The 17824-nt window shown below is 33.6% G+C and carries 19 protein-coding genes; 16 read left to right on the forward strand and 3 right to left on the reverse strand.

The genetic code is table 11. The features are described from left to right. Positions 1-22: 22 nt before the first annotated feature. The 6 genes from sufB (at position 23) to Q0910_RS04015 (ending at position 5595) form a co-directional block, all read left to right on the forward strand. Entirely contained in the window at positions 23-1468 is a 1446-nt protein-coding gene (sufB, locus tag Q0910_RS03990) for a Fe-S cluster assembly protein SufB (protein WP_299212843.1), read from the forward strand. A gap of 26 nt (positions 1469-1494) precedes the next feature. After that, on the forward strand, positions 1495-1914 hold the full coding sequence (locus tag Q0910_RS03995; protein WP_299212844.1) for a hypothetical protein: 420 nt from the start codon (positions 1495-1497) through the stop codon (positions 1912-1914). Positions 1915-1945: 31 nt separating this feature from the next. Next, positions 1946-2698 (forward strand): Fe-S cluster assembly ATPase SufC, encoded by a 753-nt coding sequence (gene sufC, locus Q0910_RS04000; RefSeq protein WP_118459762.1) that lies wholly within the window; start codon positions 1946-1948, stop codon positions 2696-2698. Between the two features lie 2 nt (positions 2699-2700). After that, entirely contained in the window at positions 2701-4014 is a 1314-nt protein-coding gene (gene sufD, locus Q0910_RS04005; RefSeq protein WP_299212846.1) for a Fe-S cluster assembly protein SufD, read from the forward strand. Positions 4015-4075: 61 nt separating this feature from the next. Further along, the gene (locus Q0910_RS04010; protein ID WP_298314975.1) at positions 4076-4702 is read left to right on the forward strand and encodes a DUF2306 domain-containing protein; all 627 of its coding nucleotides are present in this window, start codon (positions 4076-4078) and stop codon (positions 4700-4702) included. Next, the gene (locus Q0910_RS04015) at positions 4699-5595 is read left to right on the forward strand and encodes a YARHG domain-containing protein (RefSeq protein ID WP_299212849.1); all 897 of its coding nucleotides are present in this window, start codon (positions 4699-4701) and stop codon (positions 5593-5595) included. Before Q0910_RS04010 ends, Q0910_RS04015 begins: the two co-directional genes overlap by 4 nt. Before the next feature lie 46 nt (positions 5596-5641). Here the strand turns inward: Q0910_RS04015 and Q0910_RS04020 are convergent, their stop codons facing one another. Next, positions 5642-6994: a serine hydrolase gene (locus Q0910_RS04020; protein WP_299212851.1), complete on the reverse strand. Its 1353-nt coding sequence runs from the start codon at positions 6992-6994 to the stop codon at positions 5642-5644. 78 nt (positions 6995-7072) lie between these two features. On the opposite strand from Q0910_RS04020, the gene Q0910_RS04025 reads away from it, so the two are divergent. From Q0910_RS04025 to Q0910_RS04050, 6 genes are all read left to right on the forward strand, one after another. Next, entirely contained in the window at positions 7073-8287 is a 1215-nt protein-coding gene (locus Q0910_RS04025; protein ID WP_299213487.1) for a cysteine desulfurase, read from the forward strand. Positions 8288-8382: 95 nt separating this feature from the next. Then, positions 8383-8805, forward strand: coding sequence for a SufE family protein (locus Q0910_RS04030; protein ID WP_118459758.1), 423 nt, complete (start codon positions 8383-8385; stop codon positions 8803-8805). Between the two features lie 48 nt (positions 8806-8853). Continuing rightward, on the forward strand, positions 8854-9180 hold the full coding sequence (locus Q0910_RS04035) for a DUF59 domain-containing protein (RefSeq protein WP_091406545.1): 327 nt from the start codon (positions 8854-8856) through the stop codon (positions 9178-9180). 65 nt (positions 9181-9245) lie between these two features. Next, positions 9246-9686, forward strand: coding sequence for a PaaI family thioesterase (locus tag Q0910_RS04040; protein WP_299212853.1), 441 nt, complete (start codon positions 9246-9248; stop codon positions 9684-9686). A gap of 4 nt (positions 9687-9690) precedes the next feature. Next, positions 9691-10200 (forward strand): DUF2480 family protein, encoded by a 510-nt coding sequence (locus Q0910_RS04045; RefSeq protein WP_299212855.1) that lies wholly within the window; start codon positions 9691-9693, stop codon positions 10198-10200. Between the two features lie 191 nt (positions 10201-10391). After that, positions 10392-11339 carry a DUF3078 domain-containing protein gene (locus Q0910_RS04050; RefSeq protein ID WP_299212857.1) on the forward strand — a complete coding sequence of 316 codons (948 nt, stop codon included), beginning with the start codon at positions 10392-10394 and terminating at the stop codon, positions 11337-11339. Between the two features lie 55 nt (positions 11340-11394). Here Q0910_RS04050 and Q0910_RS04055 read toward each other — a convergent pair whose 3' ends face one another. Further along, complete coding sequence (locus tag Q0910_RS04055) at positions 11395-11835, reverse strand: GNAT family N-acetyltransferase (RefSeq protein ID WP_299212859.1); 441 nt, start codon at positions 11833-11835, stop codon at positions 11395-11397. Between the two features lie 172 nt (positions 11836-12007). Between Q0910_RS04055 and Q0910_RS04060 the strand changes: the two genes are divergently transcribed. After that, a complete protein-coding gene (locus Q0910_RS04060) occupies positions 12008-13033 on the forward strand; it encodes a DUF3078 domain-containing protein (protein ID WP_299212861.1) in 1026 nt (341 codons plus the stop codon). Between the two features lie 10 nt (positions 13034-13043). Here Q0910_RS04060 and hflX read toward each other — a convergent pair whose 3' ends face one another. Continuing rightward, positions 13044-14252: a GTPase HflX gene (gene hflX / locus Q0910_RS04065; RefSeq protein ID WP_299212863.1), complete on the reverse strand. Its 1209-nt coding sequence runs from the start codon at positions 14250-14252 to the stop codon at positions 13044-13046. Positions 14253-14479: 227 nt separating this feature from the next. Here hflX and Q0910_RS04070 point away from each other — a divergent pair, with 227 nt between their 5' ends. The 3 genes from Q0910_RS04070 (at position 14480) to Q0910_RS04080 (ending at position 17803) form a co-directional block, all read left to right on the forward strand. Next, positions 14480-15463 carry an endonuclease gene (locus Q0910_RS04070; RefSeq protein WP_299212865.1) on the forward strand — a complete coding sequence of 328 codons (984 nt, stop codon included), beginning with the start codon at positions 14480-14482 and terminating at the stop codon, positions 15461-15463. 522 nt (positions 15464-15985) lie between these two features. Next, a complete protein-coding gene (locus Q0910_RS04075; protein ID WP_299212867.1) occupies positions 15986-16480 on the forward strand; it encodes a hypothetical protein in 495 nt (164 codons plus the stop codon). Between the two features lie 600 nt (positions 16481-17080). Next, complete coding sequence (locus tag Q0910_RS04080) at positions 17081-17803, forward strand: hypothetical protein (protein WP_299212869.1); 723 nt, start codon at positions 17081-17083, stop codon at positions 17801-17803. Positions 17804-17824: the final 21 nt, after the last annotated feature.

Raw genomic sequence — 17824 nt, forward strand, 5'->3', positions numbered from 1 at the left:
ATAAAACATAGGATTTACTAAGATGGCATATACCGAAGACGATTTAAAAAAAGAATTAGAAACCAAAGAATACGAGTATGGATTTTATACTGATATAGAATCCGACACATTTCCTGTTGGTCTAAATGAAGATATTGTTCGTGCGATTTCCAAGAAAAAAGAGGAGCCAGAATGGATGACAGACTGGAGACTCGAGGCCTTTCGTATTTGGGAACAGATGGAAGAGCCAGAATGGGCAAATGTAAATTATGAAAAACCTAATTTTCAGGACATCGCCTATTATTCTGCTCCTAGTAGTAAACCAAAATATGACAGTCTTGATGAAGTAGATCCAGAATTATTGGATACTTTCAAAAGATTAGGTATATCTCTGGATGAACAAAAAAAATTAGCAGGAGTTGCAGTAGATATTGTGATGGATTCGGTATCTGTAGCTACCACCTTTAAAGAAACACTTGGTGAAAAAGGTATTATTTTTTGTCCAATTTCTGAAGCAATACAAGAACACCCTGAGCTTGTTAAAAAATATATCGGTTCTGTTGTTCCACAAAAAGATAATTTTTATGCAGCTTTAAACTCCGCTGTGTTTAGTGATGGTTCCTTTTGTTATATTCCTAAAGGCGTGAGATGTCCGATGGAATTATCAACCTATTTCAGAATCAATCAGGCAGGTACAGGTCAATTCGAGCGTACATTGGTAATTGCTGATGAAGGCAGCTACGTAAGTTATCTCGAAGGTTGTACAGCTCCGTCACGGGATGAGAATCAATTGCACGCAGCAGTGGTAGAACTTATAGCGCTGGATGATGCAGAAATTAAATATTCTACTGTACAAAACTGGTATCCTGGTAACGCCGAAGGAAAAGGTGGTGTTTTTAATTTTGTAACAAAACGTGGTATTTGCGAAAAAAATGCTAAAATATCTTGGACACAAGTAGAAACAGGATCAGCAGTAACCTGGAAATATCCTTCTTGCATCCTTAAAGGAGATAATTCTGTAGGAGAATTTTACTCCATAGCAGTAACTAATAATTATCAGCAAGCCGATACGGGAACTAAAATGATTCATTTAGGTAAGAATACTAAAAGTACCATTATCTCCAAAGGAATTTCTGCAGGAAAGTCTCAAAATAGCTATCGAGGATTGGTACAAATTAATAGCAGAGCAACTAATGCCCGTAATTTTTCTCAATGTGATTCTTTACTTATGGGCAATGAATGTGGTGCTCATACGTTTCCCTATATTGAAGCAAAGAATAAAACTGCTCAAATAGAACATGAGGCTACTACCAGTAAAATTGGAGAAGATCAAATCTTTTACTGTAACCAAAGAGGTATTGATACAGAAAAAGCAATTGCATTGATCGTTAACGGTTTTAGTAAAGAGGTGTTAAACAAACTCCCAATGGAATTTGCAGTAGAAGCCCAAAAACTTTTAGAAATTTCTCTAGAAGGTTCTGTAGGATAAAGTGTTTAACTAACAAATTCACATAAATGAAAAAACCATTTCTACTCATCATTGTAACCCTATTAATTTTTTCTTGTAAAAACGAAAAATCCACTTCATCATCGGATTCTGATATTGAATCAAGCCTGATTCGCGGAGAATATATATTAATTGATAACGCGGGTGTTCTAAAAGGTAAAGATTTTATTTATGGAGTAATTATCGATGACATGGCATATGAATTGGCTAAAAAGGTAAAGCCATTACAAAGAGAAGAATATGATATGGTACCTGTAGTAATTAAGGGTATTATAAAACCTAACACAGAAGATGGTTGGCCACAAGTTGTAGAGATAAAAGAGATTGTTGGTGTGAGTGAGCCAACAGAAGAATTGCCAACAAAGATAAAATCCTCAGATTCATTACAAGAGTCAAGTGAAACAGGACACGAAGGTCATAATCACTAAAAATTTATTTAAAAAGATATAAAAACAGAAGATGTTAGAAATTAAGGATTTGCACGCTAGCGTTGAAGATAAAGAGATCTTAAAAGGTCTTAACCTACATGTAAAAGCAGGAGAAGTTCATGCGATAATGGGTCCTAACGGTGCCGGTAAAAGTACATTAGCTAGTATCGTGGCAGGAAAAGAAGAATATGAAGTGACAGAAGGTAATATCCTGTTGAATGGTGAAGATATCGAAGAGTTAGCGGCAGAAGAACGTGCTCATAAAGGTGTTTTTCTTTCGTTTCAATATCCGGTAGAAATTCCTGGTGTTACAGTTACTAATTTCATGAAAACTGCGATTAATGAAACTAGAAAAGCGCAAGGTCTTGAAGAAATGCCAGCCAAGGATATGCTAAAGAAAATTCGAGAAAAATCTGAATTACTAGATATTGATCGTAAATTTTTATCTCGTTCTCTTAACCAAGGGTTTTCTGGTGGTGAGAAAAAACGAAATGAAATATTCCAGATGGCGATGATGGAACCTAAACTGGCTATTTTAGATGAAACTGATTCCGGATTAGATATTGATGCATTACGTATTGTAGCTAATGGTGTAAATAAACTGAAGAGTGAAGACAATGCTATTATTGTAATTACTCACTATCAGCGTTTATTAGATCATATTGTACCCGATTTTGTACATGTTTTATATGACGGTAAAATAGTAAAGTCTGGAACTAAAGAATTAGCTTTAGAATTAGAAGAAAAAGGATACGATTGGATTAAAGAAGAGATAAACGCATAGTTATGGAGCTGAAAGAAAAATTAATATCTTCTTTTCTTGCTTTTGAAAATACAGTAGATGTAGATGCTCCTGTTCATGATATCAGAAGTCAAGCTATAAAAGTCTTTGAAGAAAAGGGGTTTCCTACTAAAAAAGAAGAAGCCTGGAAGTATACTTCATTAAATGCTATTTTGAAGCATGACTATAGTATTTTTCCAAAAGAAGAGAACGCGCTAGAGTTTAAAGATGTAAAAAAGTACTTTCTTCACGATCTAGACACTTATAAAATTGTATTTATTGACGGTAAATATTCTTCTCATTTATCTGAAACTACTCATGATAAGATTGATGTTTGTTTAATGTCTTCGGCTTTAAGTCATGAAAAGTATAAGCCTATTATTGATAATTATTTTAATAAAATTGCTCCAGAAGACGGTCTTACTTCTTTAAATACAGCTTTCTCTAAAGAAGGAGCGTATATTTATATATCAAAGAATAAGCAGGCGGATAAGCCAATACAAATCATTCATTTTTCTACAGGAAAAGAATCAACACAGCTTTTACAGCCTCGTAACCTTATCGTAGTCGAAGAAAATTCACACGTGCAGATTATTGAGCGCCATCAAAGCTTAACGGAAAACCCTGTTTTAACGAATTCGGTTACAGAAATTTTTGCTGATAAAAGAGCATTTGTAGACTATTATAAAATTCAGAATGATAGTGAGAATGCTTCGTTGATAGATAATACACATATCCAACAACAAGCACAAAGTGTAGCCTCAGTACATACATTTGCATTTGGAGGTAATGTGACTAGAAATAATCTAAATTTCTATCAGAAAGGCGAAGGAATTGACTCTATACTTAATGGAGTTACTATTATCGAAGGTAAACAACATGTGGATCATAATACCTTAGTGCATCACACAGAACCTAATTGCGAGAGCCATCAGGACTATAAAGGTATTTTTGACGAAAGAGCAACAGGTGTATTTAATGGTAAAATTATTGTGAATAAAGAGGCTCAGAAAACTAATGCTTTTCAGTCCAACAACAATATTTTACTAAGTGATAAGGCTACCATTAATTCTAAACCACAGTTAGAGATTTTTGCAGACGATGTAAAGTGTTCTCACGGCTGTACCATTGGTCAGTTAGATGAACAAGCATTGTTCTATATGAGATCCAGAGGAATTGGAGAAAAAGAAGCAAGAGCCTTATTAATGTATGCTTTTGCCAATAACGTATTAGAAAGCGTAAAAATACCTCAGCTAAAACAACGAATTAATAAATTGATTGCCAACAAGCTTGGTGTTGATATTGGATTCGATTTGTAGAAAAGAATAATCGTAATATATACTAAACCTCTTCATATATTTGTTGAGGTTTTTTTATTTTATGCAGAAAGCTACCGTATATCAAATAGTTCTACTTATACTTTATACCTTCTTTTGTGTATTGATGTTTCAGATTACGCTTCAATATTTTCCTATTGACTTTGATGTGGCGTTTTTAAGAATCAAGCAGCAGTATATTCATTTCGCACATTATAAAATTGCATTTTATATTCACGTTACATTCTCTGTTTTTTCCTTATTTGCAGGCTTTACTCAATTTTCTAAAAAAATAAGAACAGAGTACACTAAAGTTCATAAAGTTGTTGGCTGGATATATTTGGTTTCTGTATTACTTCTTGCGGCTCCATCGGGACTGATTATTGGATACTATGCTAACGGTGGGTTCTGGTCTCAACTCGCCTTCTGCTTACTAGCCATTGGTTGGTTTTGGTTTACTTTAAAAGCTTTTTGGGCTCTTAAACAACAAGATTATCAAAAACATCAAATTTTTATGATCAGAAGTTTTGCGCTAACATTATCTGCTATAACTTTACGCTTATGGAAATACTTGATTGTTTTGGTTTTTCAGCCAAGACCCATGGATGTATATCAAATTGTAGCCTGGTTAGGTTGGGTATTAAATCTAATTATTGCCGAAATTATCATCATAAAATATATTAAAAAATGAAAAACACAATCTTCTTAGTATTCGCTCTTATCATTATATCTTGTAAAAAAGAAGCCCCGAAAGAAAAGGTCGAAACTACTCCAGTTTTGGAAAATGAAATTGTTAAAAAAGAAAATGATCCAGCGGTTGAAAAAGTTTCTAAATCAGATCATACATATTTGTTAGGTTATTATGTAGGTTACTTTGAAGCATCAGAATTTACTGATACAAACATCACTCCATCATATTCCAATAAAATAAACATCTCTATTGACCAAATTAAAACTGACTCTATTTATGGTCATTCTGTCGTTGCTGGAAACGAAAGACCATTCAAGGGAACCTTTGATAAAACTTCTTTTTCCGCTAGAACTTCAGAACCTGGCGATGACAAATATGATGGTATTTTTGAAATTAAATTTTTACCAGGACAAAACGAAATCAAAGGAATCTGGATAGCAAATAACAAAAACTTATCTGTAACAAAAAGAAAGTACAATCTTACCAAAAGAAAATTTAAATACGATTCCAAATTAAATTTAGATTTCGATGTTGACTATGATTACAATTTAGCTTTGTATGATTCTCAAGAAGATGAAAATGGAGAATTGGAGGCGATAAGTGCACAAATTATTGGAAAACTTAATGCTTCTACTCAAGAATTAACCAATCAAGATATTGAAAACTTTAATAAAGGAGAGTTAGAAGTCCTGAGAAATTTAATTTATGCCAGACACGGATACTCCTTTAAAAATCGTAAGATGCGTTACTTTTTTGATAGTCAAATTGATTGGTATATTCCGGTCTCTACAGATGTTAGAAGTCAATTAACAGACCTCGAAAAGAAAAACATTGATCTTATTAAGCGGTATGAGCAACACGCAGAGCGATACTATGATTATTTCGGAAGATAATTGAACTTCCAGACCTCACAGGTTTTAAAAACCTGTGAGGTCTATCCTATTGTATCGAGCTAACGATCTCCTTCAAGAATCTATTAAAATCCACACCAGCGTCACCAATCAATCCAAAACGTACAATTACTAAATCTTTAGAAGGAATAATAAATACTCGTTGTCCCTGAAATCCATTTGCAGAATACATGTCTCTGGGAGCATCAGGATAAAAACCTCCAGCATTTAACCAAAAGTGACCTCCATAGTCACCTTCTGATGTTGGACTTGGAGTGGTTATATAATCCACCCAATCCGTATTAAAAATTTGTTCTCCATTCCAATTGCCTTTATGCAGATATAATAAACCGAATTTTGCCCAATCTCTAACCGTTGCCCATGCATATGAAGAACCCACATAATTACCCGCCATATCCGTCTCAATAAGCATAGAACGCATTCCTATTTTATCAATAAACTCTCGATACGGAAAATCAAGATACTCCTGATAACTATCAAATTGTTTTCTTAGAATCCCTGATAATAAATTGGTAACACCAGATGAATAATACCAATATTCATTAGGCTTATGAATCGCTTCTTTATAAATTTGAGGCTTCGTCATATCTTCATCTATATATAACATCGTAGTTGCATCAGAAATAGATCCATAGTCTTCATCCCACGCTAAGCCGCAGTTCATTTGTAGTAAATTGTTAATCGTTATCTCCTTTCTTTCATCACTTTGCCATTCTTTTATAGGAGCTTTTTCATTAATATTAATCTTACCCTGTTTTTGCAATACTCCGTAGTTGGTAGCCAATACACTTTTAGTCATGGACCAACCTAGTAGAATAGAGTTTTGGTCTAATCCATCTGCGTATTTTTCTGCTATTATCTGATCTTTATGAATGACCAAAACAGCTCTTGTCTTTTTAATACGCGCTCCTTCTTTATCAAAAATCGAGTTGACAACATCATTTATTTTATTATAATCAACAGAAGTAAACACCGTATCTTTTTGAGGCAAATCTCCATAAGGAAATGGTAGATTGGTTTTTGATTTACTTCGCGTAGGTGTTAAATAAGGAGCTTTTTCATCAAAATCATCATTAATCAATACACTCCCTAGTCCTTCTCTATAAATTGCTTTCCTTTCTTTTAGTCCAAAAACAGAGGCAATTGCGAATTTTTCGTTCTTATTTACCTCATCATCTGCTAGATGAACTGGAGCAAAATTATTGTCATTAATATCCGTAAATTCTACAGTACGATTCCCGATAAAAACGGATGAAGCCATATTTTTGGCAGAATACCCAGAAAGTATCGTGAGTTTAGGATAGTTCCAAAAAGCTGAGACAACTATGAATCCTACAATTCCTATGAATCCATATCCTAAAATCTTTTTAAATCGCTTCATTGTATAAGGTGTTAAATCCTTTTAAAAATAAACAATATCACTTAGAAATAGTTCCTATTTTTGCAGAAAGAAATTGATATGCTAGATGTACAGAAAATACGAGAAGATTTTCCAATTCTGAAAAGAGAAGTAAACGGAAAACCTTTGGTATATTTTGATAATGCTGCCACATCACAAACTCCACAAGTAGTGATTGATGCGATAGTGGATTATTACAGCAATTACAACGCTAATATTCATCGTGGTGTGCATACACTATCACAAGAAGCTACAGATGCTTATGAAATTGCACGTAAAAAGGTGCAACAGCATTTTAATGCAAAACACCCATACGAAATCATCTTAACCTCTGGAACGACGCATAGCATCAATATTGTTGCTACAGGTTTCACTAATTTACTTGCTAAAGGTGATGAGATTATCGTTTCGGCTTTAGAGCATCATTCTAATATTGTTCCTTGGCAAATGCTTTGTGAAAGAACAGGAGCTATTCTTAAAGTCATCCCTATGAATGAAGAAGGAGAGCTGTTAATGAATGCGTATGATCAATTACTTTCTGATAAAACAAAATTGGTTTTTACCAATCATATTTCTAATGCTTTAGGAACTATTAATCCTATCGAAGAGATTATACAAAAAGCTCATAACGTTGGAGCTGCAGTCTTAATAGATGGAGCACAATCTTGTCCTCATATCAAACCTGATGTTCAGGACTTAGACGTAGATTTTTATGTCGCTTCTGCGCATAAACTTTGTGGACCTACAGGTGTTGGTTTATTATACGGAAAAGAGGAATGGCTTAATAAATTACCTCCATACCAAGGTGGTGGCGAAATGATTGATCAAGTTACTTTCGAAAAAACAACCTACGCCGGTCTTCCACACAAGTTTGAAGCAGGAACACCTAATATTTGTGGTGGAATTGCTTTTGGAGTTGCTCTGGATTATATGAACAGTATTGGTTTTGATAATATTGCTGAGTATGAAAATGAACTATTAGACTACGGAACTAAAAAGCTATTGGAAATCGAAGGATTAAAAATCTACGGGACTTCTAAAAACAAAACCTCTGTTATCTCCTTTAATATAGACAATATCCATCCGTATGATATAGGTTCTATTGTTGACAAACTAGGTGTTGCCGTTCGTACCGGTCATCATTGTGCGCAACCTATTATGGATTTTTATAAAATTCCGGGAACCATTCGCGCTTCTTTTTCTTTTTATAATACCAAAGAAGAAATTGACATTCTGGTAGAAGCCATAAAAAAGGCAAAAATGATGTTGAGTTAAAAAAATCAAGCCATTAGTTAATACTATCTTATCATTGACAGAAAGTATTGAATAGCAAAGATTCATGTTGTATTTTTGTCAAAAATTGTAAGTATATGTCTATACAAGAACTTCAGGAAGAGATTGTTGATGAGTTTAGCATGTTTGATGATTGGATGCAGCGCTATGAATACATGATAGATCTTGGTAAATCACTTCCTCTAATTGAAGAGAAATATAAAATTGATGAAAATATCATAAAAGGTTGTCAAAGCAAAGTTTGGGTTCACGCAGAAATGAAAGATGACAAAATCGAATTTACTGCGGATAGCGATGCTATAATAACCAAAGGTATTATTGCCATTCTTATCAGAGTATTTTCTGGTCAACATCCGAAAGATATTATGGACGCAGATACTGCTTTTATTGATGAAATTGGTTTAAAAGAGCATTTATCGCCAACCAGAGCAAACGGATTGGTGAGTATGATCAAACAATTAAAAATGTATGCGATCGCATACCAAACACAACTAAATTAATTCGTCTTTAATCTTTTTAAGAATTAAATAGACGGCGAAAAATATACTATGAGTGAGACTAACATAGACACGACAGAACTTGGCGAAAAAATTGTAAGAGTCCTGAAAACAATTTATGATCCAGAAATTCCGGTTGATATATATGAACTAGGATTGATATATGACGTTTTTGTAAATGAGGACTATGATGTGAAAATTCTTATGACGCTTACATCTCCTAATTGTCCAGTTGCAGAATCATTACCAGAAGAGGTTAAGGAAAAAGTAAAGTCTCTAGATGCTGTAAATGATGTAGAGCTGGAGCTTACCTTTGAGCCAACCTGGACGCAAGATCTAATGAGCGAAGAAGCGAAATTAGAATTGGGGATGTTATAAGTTTCTATCTGCTATTTTTGCTTATAATCTTAAATGCACCTTTTATAAACCGATAGATTACAGTAATGAACCTGGAACATTATCATAAATTAGAAAAGATGTATTTGCAGGCAAATATCAATACCAAAATCTATGACACTACTACGGTCAAAATTTCTGAAGGAATATCAGAGATTGGTTTGACCATATCAGAAAAGTATTTTCATGCCTTAGGAGCAATACACGGTTCTGTATATTTTAAATTGTTGGATGATGCTGCATTCTTTGCTGTGAATTCTTTAGTCGAAGATGTTTTCGTGCTTACCACATCCTTTAATATTAATTTAGTACGTCCTGTAGATAGAGGTATTATTAAGGCTGTTGGGAAAGTAAAATTCAAATCCAGAAATCTTTATGTTGCAGAATCAGTTTTATATAATGAAGATGGTAAAGAAATAGGTTTCGGAACTGGTAATTTTGCCAAAAGCAACATTGCACTAACCGAAAAAATAGGATATAAAATCTAAAACAATGGCAGAAGAAATTATCAATAGGGTCGCTAATAACAAAAATCTAATCACTTTTGATCTGGAAGAATATTATCCTAATGGAGAGCGTGTTTTATTTGATATAAAAGACTGGCTTTTTGAGGGTTTTATGCTTCGCGAAAAAGATTTCAGAAAATACGTTTCTGATCATGATTGGAGTCAGTATCAGAATAAATATGTTGCTCTAAGTTGCTCGACAGATGCTATTATTCCTGCTTGGGCATATCTATTATTGACAAGCTCATTAATGCCTTTTGCTAAAAAGGTAGCTGTTGGATCATTAGAAAACCTAGAAATCATTCTCTATACCGGTATTATCAATGCGCTTGATGTTTCAGAATATCAAGACAAACTTCTGATTATAAAAGGGTGTTCTAATAAACCTGTTCCTGAAAACGCTTATATAGAGCTTATCCAAAAACTACAACCTGTAGCTAAAAGTATCATGTACGGGGAAGCCTGTTCCTCTGTTCCTCTATTTAAGAGAAAATAGCTCATTTCATCCTATAAAGCTGTTTTTTATCGAAAATTGTTTTAACAATTACGCTGTTTTACATTGAAAAACGTTACTTCAAGTATATTTACCAACGCAAAATTTTACATAAATCTTGAACTTGTTTGTACAAAAGTTTTCTTAGAAAAGACTTTTTAGATGTAAAAACAAACTACTTAAAACTATTAATTATGAAAAAAATCGTATTCTCACTTATTCTTCTATTGGCTGGTATCCATACAGGATTTGCACAAACAGAAGAAGAATTGAAAACAAAATTATCTGCAAAGAAAGATTCTATTGCAGCAATACAAGGAAGAGCTAATGCAATACAATCACAAATAGATGCATTGCCAGGATGGAAAATTGGTGCTTTTGGTACAATTGGAGGAAGCATTTCTGGGTTTAATAACTGGTTCTCTCAAGGTATTCCAAATAATGATGCAGGAACAATTGGTGTTACCGTGAATGCATATGCAAATTTATTACAAGAAAAATACTTTTGGAGAAATAGTGCTAACGTTAACCTTGCTTGGGTAAAACTGGATGATAAAGATGATCCAACAGATGATGATAGCTTCAGAGAATCGACAGATGTATTTAATATTACTTCATTATTCGGTTACAAACTTACTAAAACACTAGCTGTTTCAACATTAGCAGAATATAGAACTTCTGTATTAAGTAATTTCAACGACCCTGGGTACTTAGATCTTGGTGTGGGTATTACTTGGACTCCTATTAATAACTTAGTAGTGGTTGTACATCCTCTTAACTACAATTTTGTATTTAGCGAAGGTGCAGCACAATATGAGTCTTCTTTAGGAGCAAAAATCGTTGCAGATTATACGCGTAAAATCGGAGCCATAAACTTTAAAACCAATCTTTCTGCTTTCTTAAGCTATGAAGATGGTGATTATTCTAACTGGACTTGGACTAATTCTTTTTCTTATACTTTATGGAAAGCAATTGGTGTTGGATTTGATTTTGGTCTTAGAGGAAACAAACAAGAAGCATTTAATTATGCTTTAGGACAAGCAGCTATAGCTGTTCCTCCTCCAGCTGTAACTCCTACATTAGAAAACACTGATAACGAATTACAATCTTTTTGGAACCTTGGATTGAGCTACTCTTTCTAAGTAGAAAATATTTTATTGTAAAAAGAGGCATTTAGATATCTAGATGCCTCTTTTTTTACTTCCGTAATTTCTTAAACTCCATATGAAACTCATATTGATCTTCTCCAATAATGCAAAAGCCATTTCTTTCATATAAATATCTCGCTGGGTTTTCCTTTAGAACTTTCAGTAGTATATTTTTATGGAGAGACTCAGATAGTTGTATTATATGATTAAGGAGATAGTTGCCAATCCCTTTTCCCTGATATTTCGGTAGTATCTGAAACTGAAGTATTTCTATGGCATCTTTAGTTTCAATATATTTTAATAAGCCAACTCTTTCGTCCAATTGTTTTATTATATATGCTGCATTAAAATGGATTTTTACTCTAGATACGTGCTGATCATCCGATACATACAGCCCTGCTTTTTCTAGATATTCCACCATCGTTAACTTTCTTAGCTTTACTAAAAATACCGTATCTGTATCTTTTGCCTTGATCAATTCTATATTCATCTTCTTTTTCTTGATATAATTTTATTAATAGTATATACTATTTTTTTAAAATTAAAGTTCTTTTAAATACAACAATCACTCTTCATTAAATAACTATTTCGGCTCAATTTAGCCATATTTGAAAAAGCTGTGCACATAAAGTATATTTGTACACAAATCTATTATTTATACCATGCGAAAGATTGTTGTGTTTATTTTTTTGTTCATTTCTATGACCGAATTAATTGGTCAAGAAAAAGAGGAAATAAAACAACTGGACTCCATTCAGGTTCGCTTAGCAAGGTCTTTAGATAGTTTACTAAAAGATACTCCAAAGGAGCTTAACGTCATTGTATTAAAAGATCTTTTAAAAAAATTAAGTCCTAAACCTGTTAAAAAACCACATATAGGGTGGAAATCTTTCGGAAAGTTTTCCTTTTTCTTTAATCAATCTGCTTTTAATTATGATTGGCAAGGTGGAGGAACCTCTAATATTGCAGGTAATACAGCCCTTAATTATGAATTTAACTACAAGAAAAATAGCCTAACTTGGGATAATAAAGTTTTAGCAGATTATGGTCTTACGTTTTTAAAAGGAGAGAACTTTGCCCGCAAAACCAATGACAGGATAGAATTAAATTCTCGATTGGGACAGCGAATTGGTGAAGGTTTCTGGAACTATTCGTTATTTGTTAATTTTAGGTCTCAGTTTGCCAAAGGATATAGCTTCAGTAAAGACCCGGATACTGATGAAACAATACGGACAGAAGAAACTCATTTCTTTTCTCCTGCTTTTATACAAATTGGTCCTGGTATTTTATGGAAAAAAAGTGATGATTTTAACGTCAATATTGCTCCGGTTACTTCTCGTATGATTTTTGTAGATGATCAGTTTACAAGCATTCCTGATTATGAGGATGGTGACTATTTTGGAGTAGATGAAGGCAGGAGTTCTCGATTTGAATTTGGTGGATCCATATCCGCATATGTCAAGTTTCAGGTAATAAAAAATATCACCATGGAAAACATTCTTAATCTATACTCTAATTATATAGAAGATCCTTATAACGTAGATATTGATTATACCTTAAACTTAAATCTGGTCGTGAACAAGTATATTTCCGGAAGTTTTATCTTTCAGGCAATCTATGACGACAATGCCACCAGTGGCTTCCAAATCCGAGAAGTTCTTGGTCTGGGACTTAATTATGAGTTTTAAAACCTAACCACTACTCCTCCACAAACTCCGGATATAAAAAGTTGTTATAAGGAAAACGCGTTACGTGTATATCCCTTACTTCTTTGTATACTCTTTTCCTAAATGTGTCAATATTTTCTTTATTAATTGCGGATATAAATAAGGCATTATCTCCTATCTTACTCATCCAGGTTTGCTTCCATTCATCCAGCGTATAATGTACCTTCGTTCTTTCTGTTGTTAGATCGTCTTCATCAATGGTTTCATGTTCATACGCATCGATTTTATTAAAAACCATAATGACCGGTTTATCAACACTATCTATTTCCTCCAAAATCCTACTTACAGAATCGATGTGGTCTTCAAACTGAGGATGGGATATATCAACTACATGTAGCAATAAATCGGCCTCCCTTACCTCATCTAATGTACTTTTAAAACTTTCTACTAATTGTGTAGGCAACTTTCTTATAAATCCTACTGTATCACTTAGCAAAAAAGGAAGGTTACCAATGACTACCTTTCTTACCGTAGTATCAAGCGTCGCAAAAAGTTTATTCTCTGCAAACACATCACTTTTAGCAATGACATTCATTAAAGTAGACTTACCAACATTAGTATACCCAACCAGCGCTACTCGCACCAATTTTCCTCGATTGCCTCGTTGGGTCGCCATCTGTTTATCAATCGTTAACAGTTTTTTCTTTAATAAAGAAATACGATCTCTTACAATACGACGGTCGGTTTCTATCTCTGTTTCACCAGGACCACGCATACCAATACCACCTCGTTGACGCTCTAAGTGTGTCCATAACCCTGTTAGTCTTGGTAAATAATATTGACATTGCGCCAACTCAACCTGAGTTCTGGCATAACTTGTTTGAGCGCGCTGTGCAAAAATATCTAGAATCAGATTGGTTCTATCAATGATCTTAGCTTTTAGGATACGCTCAATATTACGTTGCTGTCCAGGCGTTAATTCATCATCAAAAACCACCGTTCCGATATCATGCTGCTCTACATATGCCAGCACCTCTTCCATTTTACCAGATCCAATAAAGGTTTTAGGATTAGGGACATCCATCTTTTGGGTAAACCGTTTTACCACTTCTCCACCAGCCGTATACGTAAGGAATTCTAATTCATCCAAAAATTCAGTTAGCTTATCTTGATCCTGATTTTTGGTAATAATTCCTATTAAAACTGCTTTTTCGTATACTGTTTCTTCCTTTTCTATCATTATCTATTCCTTCTTCAAACTTATATTATATATCATTCAACTTTCACTCGTATAATCCAAATGAAAATCGAATTCCGTTCTATAACGAGATAAACGCTACTACATATTTTAAATGTACTTTATATTTTGGCCTTTTAAAATATAGTCTCGTTTAATTAATCCACAAAGGTACAATATTGTATGCATTTGAATTTGTACATTAGATGTTTACAACAAATTTTTATTGAATGTCTTCAAAGCTTTATTTTAGAAAGAAACATACAAATCTGCATACGGTTGGTTTTTACAACTTAGAAAACCTTTTTGATACCAAAGATGATCCCAACACCCTGGATGATGATTTTTTACCTGATTCAGAAAAACGATGGAACAAAAAAAGGTATGAAAAGAAACTATTTAAGCTGGGAACTGTCATTTCTAATATTGGATTTGCTAAAACGGGTAAAGCTCCTGTTATTTTGGGCGTAGCTGAAGTAGAAAATAAGGCTGTTTTAGAAGATCTTATCAAAACGAAGCACTTGGTAAACAAAAACTATGGAGTTGTCCACCACGAGTCTCCAGATGAACGAGGAATTGATGTAGGGCTTTTATATCAAAAAGAAAACTTCACTGTTATAAATTCAGAAAGTGTTCAGGTGCTAGTTGATAACGAATATGGTGAAAGAGATTTTACTCGTGACATTCTATGGGTAACTGGAAAATTACACAATGAAGAGATTCACATTTTAGTTAATCACTGGCCTTCTCGTAGAGACGGAGCAGAGTCAACTTCGTATAAACGTATTGCAGCAGCTGATAAAAATCGAGAAGTCATAGATCAGATTATGGGAAAAGATCCCGAAGCAAAAATCATTGTAATGGGTGATTTTAATGATGATCCTGCTAGTGAAAGTGTACAAAAACATCTGGTACTACACGATTTTTATAATCCTATGGAAAGACTACACACTCGTTATCGAGGAACACTTAACTATAAAAGTCAATGGAATTTATTCGACCAGATTATTTTTAGCAACAATTTTCATAAATATCAGGAAGGTTCTCATAGTTTTTCTGAGGCTAATATTTTTGATGATAGTTTTTTAAAAATCTACAAAGGTAGATACAAAGGAAATCCTTTTAGAACCTACGCAGGAAGAAAATATATAGGAGGATATAGCGATCATTTTCCTGTGTATGTACTACTAAAATGTGATGTGCAAAAAGCTTAGATATTTTGTTCCCCAAGAGGGTGAATATCGTTACATTAAGAAAAAATACATCTTCTATATCACGCGGAGACCGAAGTGTCGTTGAAAACAAAGGCTTGATGGGTCTTCGATGAAACTCCCATACACCTTGCCAAAAAATGAATGCAGTCCACACAAAAACTCAACCTAACCCTATTATAGGAACTCTATAATAACTATTTTCTATTCTAAACACAGGTATTTAACTCAACACATAAGGGTAAATCACCCAAATATTGTCCAGAAATGTTGAAATTCAAACTTTTCGGACATTGCTTTTCCTTTCTCAATCTAGTTTTGTACTGTAAAAATTTAGAACCTCACAATGCATGTAAAAAATCAATACGACAAGATCATCTCTTAGACTAGAAACAAAACGGCGCCAACAATACAAGTTTCTATGTTGATTGATTATAAGTGTATATAGGTATCTAAAAAAACAGATTATTACCTATGGTCTGTATAAAAATGAATAGGATTAATTATTCTTAAAACTAAATTAAAATGAAAAGATTATTTTATGTACTACCGATTATTGGACTCTTACTATTCGCATCCTGTAATCAAGATGAATCTGATGAAATTATTGATGAGTATCAAGAATTAGATGAAAGCCAAATCGAAATAACAGAAATCACCGAAGGTAAAAATCTTGTTTGGGCGATTCCTCCTGGGTTGTATGGACCTATCAATACAGCACCACTAACAAATGTGAAATATACGTATCACCCAACTCAGACACAGTTGAATGCTATACCAGCTTCATTGAGAGGGTATCGAATCCATTTTGAAGTGGACAATCCATTCATAGCTGGCACTGCTTGGCAACACGAAGCAAGTTTTGACATTACTTCGAATTCAGTAACCGTAAAATTTCCTACGAAATACAATGCTAGTACAACTAGATGGAGAATTCGTTACGAAATATATAATAAAAATACATTTACTAGCTACTCTAGACTAAAAGTAGTGAATGTGAATTTTGTTATTCCAGGATAAATTAGATAAAAAGAGGCCGTCTTAATTGGCGGTCTCCTTTTTATTATACCAACCTAAGTTAGCGTCTAAAGAAAGCCGTTTAGCACTTATACCTGAAGAAAATATAAAGGAGGATATAGCGACCACTTTCCGGTATATGTCTATCTAAAAAACAATTAAGTCCCTCACTTTTTACACAAATACGCGCTTACCATAGAAAAAATCCAATAAATAGCTTTTTTCTATAAAGGGGTTCCACTATAGAAACGTGGGGTATACAACCCTTTTTACTTTGATAACAAACCCTTAAGAAAACATTAACACTCTGTTTGTCAGGTTTTTATTTTGCGGAAAATTCCGCAAAATTATTTTCCTCTTTTGCAGACTGTAACCCCTATCCTACTTTTGATTCAGAATTTATAAGGATACTCTTATAGTTCTAATTTCACTCGTATGATAAGATTGATTATAAAGATCAACCATCTATTGGATTAGAAACAAAACTGGCGCCAAAAGTAGTTTCTTCATGTATAATCTAACTATACTACACCGTGAAAATCAGGATACATTAGTGTCCGAAAACTAAACATATCAATTTAATTATTCTTAAAAACCAAACAAATGAAAAAGTCATTTTATGTATTACCAATTCTCGGTTTATTATTTTTTACTTCCTGTGATAAGGATGAATCTAATGAGATAGCAGAAGAAGCTATTGTAGAATCAATAGATTTAGAAAAAGATTTATATGATTTTCATAAAGACATTATGATAACCTCTGATGGAGGAAGTGAAGCTATTATGCGTGTTTATTCGAACTCTGAAGCTGCAGTAGCTAGCTATACTAGTGAGCACTTTAAACTCGTAGAAACTTTTAAAAATGAAACCTTAAGCGAAGGCTTAATTCGTCAAAATATCAAAGATGACAGTGATGTTTCTTTAGAACAAGAAGAAAAAGAAATGACTGAGTTTGATACTAAAGAGAATGCCGGAGCAGGTATCGCTTTTAAAATGGTGTCGGTTACTAAAAGAAATCCTAATGCAAATTATAGTGTAAGTTTTTATCACCCAGAAAATATTGCAAAAAGCTGGTCATACTGGACACATTACAGTGGAATTGGTCAAACGATAGCTACTATAGATAGACATTCTGCTTTAAGAAGAGTGTATTTTGGATTAAAGCGTAAAGCTTACAGTACAAGCGGATGGGCAATTCATGTTTCTGAATGGAGGTTTCTAGCAAATGGAAATAGCTATTCTCTTACGGCAAATACCAACTACCAATTCCGTTTTAGAGTAAAATCAAAAAGAAGCTCAGCATATACTGTGAATTTCAGTAACTAATAGAGGCTATTCATAAAAAAC

The sequence above is a fragment of the uncultured Aquimarina sp. genome, assembly GCF_947495315.1.
Classification (GTDB): Bacteria; Bacteroidota; Bacteroidia; order Flavobacteriales; family Flavobacteriaceae; genus Aquimarina.

Bases quoted from the DNA above. Each gene is read 5' to 3' on its own strand.
- sufB (WP_299212843.1), top strand. From the start codon at position 23: ATGGCATATACCGAAGACGATTTAAAAAAAGAATTAGAAACCAAAGAA.
- Q0910_RS03995 (WP_299212844.1), top strand. From the start codon at position 1,495: ATGAAAAAACCATTTCTACTCATCATTGTAACCCTATTAATTTTTTCT.
- sufC (WP_118459762.1), top strand. From the start codon at position 1,946: ATGTTAGAAATTAAGGATTTGCACGCTAGCGTTGAAGATAAAGAGATC.
- sufD (WP_299212846.1), top strand. From the start codon at position 2,701: ATGGAGCTGAAAGAAAAATTAATATCTTCTTTTCTTGCTTTTGAAAAT.
- Q0910_RS04010 (WP_298314975.1), top strand. From the start codon at position 4,076: ATGCAGAAAGCTACCGTATATCAAATAGTTCTACTTATACTTTATACC.
- Q0910_RS04015 (WP_299212849.1), top strand. From the start codon at position 4,699: ATGAAAAACACAATCTTCTTAGTATTCGCTCTTATCATTATATCTTGT.
- Q0910_RS04020 (WP_299212851.1), bottom strand. From the start codon at position 6,994: ATGAAGCGATTTAAAAAGATTTTAGGATATGGATTCATAGGAATTGTA.
- Q0910_RS04025 (WP_299213487.1), top strand. From the start codon at position 7,073: ATGCTAGATGTACAGAAAATACGAGAAGATTTTCCAATTCTGAAAAGA.
- Q0910_RS04030 (WP_118459758.1), top strand. From the start codon at position 8,383: ATGTCTATACAAGAACTTCAGGAAGAGATTGTTGATGAGTTTAGCATG.
- Q0910_RS04035 (WP_091406545.1), top strand. From the start codon at position 8,854: ATGAGTGAGACTAACATAGACACGACAGAACTTGGCGAAAAAATTGTA.
- Q0910_RS04040 (WP_299212853.1), top strand. From the start codon at position 9,246: ATGAACCTGGAACATTATCATAAATTAGAAAAGATGTATTTGCAGGCA.
- Q0910_RS04045 (WP_299212855.1), top strand. From the start codon at position 9,691: ATGGCAGAAGAAATTATCAATAGGGTCGCTAATAACAAAAATCTAATC.
- Q0910_RS04050 (WP_299212857.1), top strand. From the start codon at position 10,392: ATGAAAAAAATCGTATTCTCACTTATTCTTCTATTGGCTGGTATCCAT.
- Q0910_RS04055 (WP_299212859.1), bottom strand. From the start codon at position 11,835: ATGAATATAGAATTGATCAAGGCAAAAGATACAGATACGGTATTTTTA.
- Q0910_RS04060 (WP_299212861.1), top strand. From the start codon at position 12,008: ATGCGAAAGATTGTTGTGTTTATTTTTTTGTTCATTTCTATGACCGAA.
- hflX (WP_299212863.1), bottom strand. From the start codon at position 14,252: ATGATAGAAAAGGAAGAAACAGTATACGAAAAAGCAGTTTTAATAGGA.
- Q0910_RS04070 (WP_299212865.1), top strand. From the start codon at position 14,480: ATGTCTTCAAAGCTTTATTTTAGAAAGAAACATACAAATCTGCATACG.
- Q0910_RS04075 (WP_299212867.1), top strand. From the start codon at position 15,986: ATGAAAAGATTATTTTATGTACTACCGATTATTGGACTCTTACTATTC.
- Q0910_RS04080 (WP_299212869.1), top strand. From the start codon at position 17,081: ATGAAAAAGTCATTTTATGTATTACCAATTCTCGGTTTATTATTTTTT.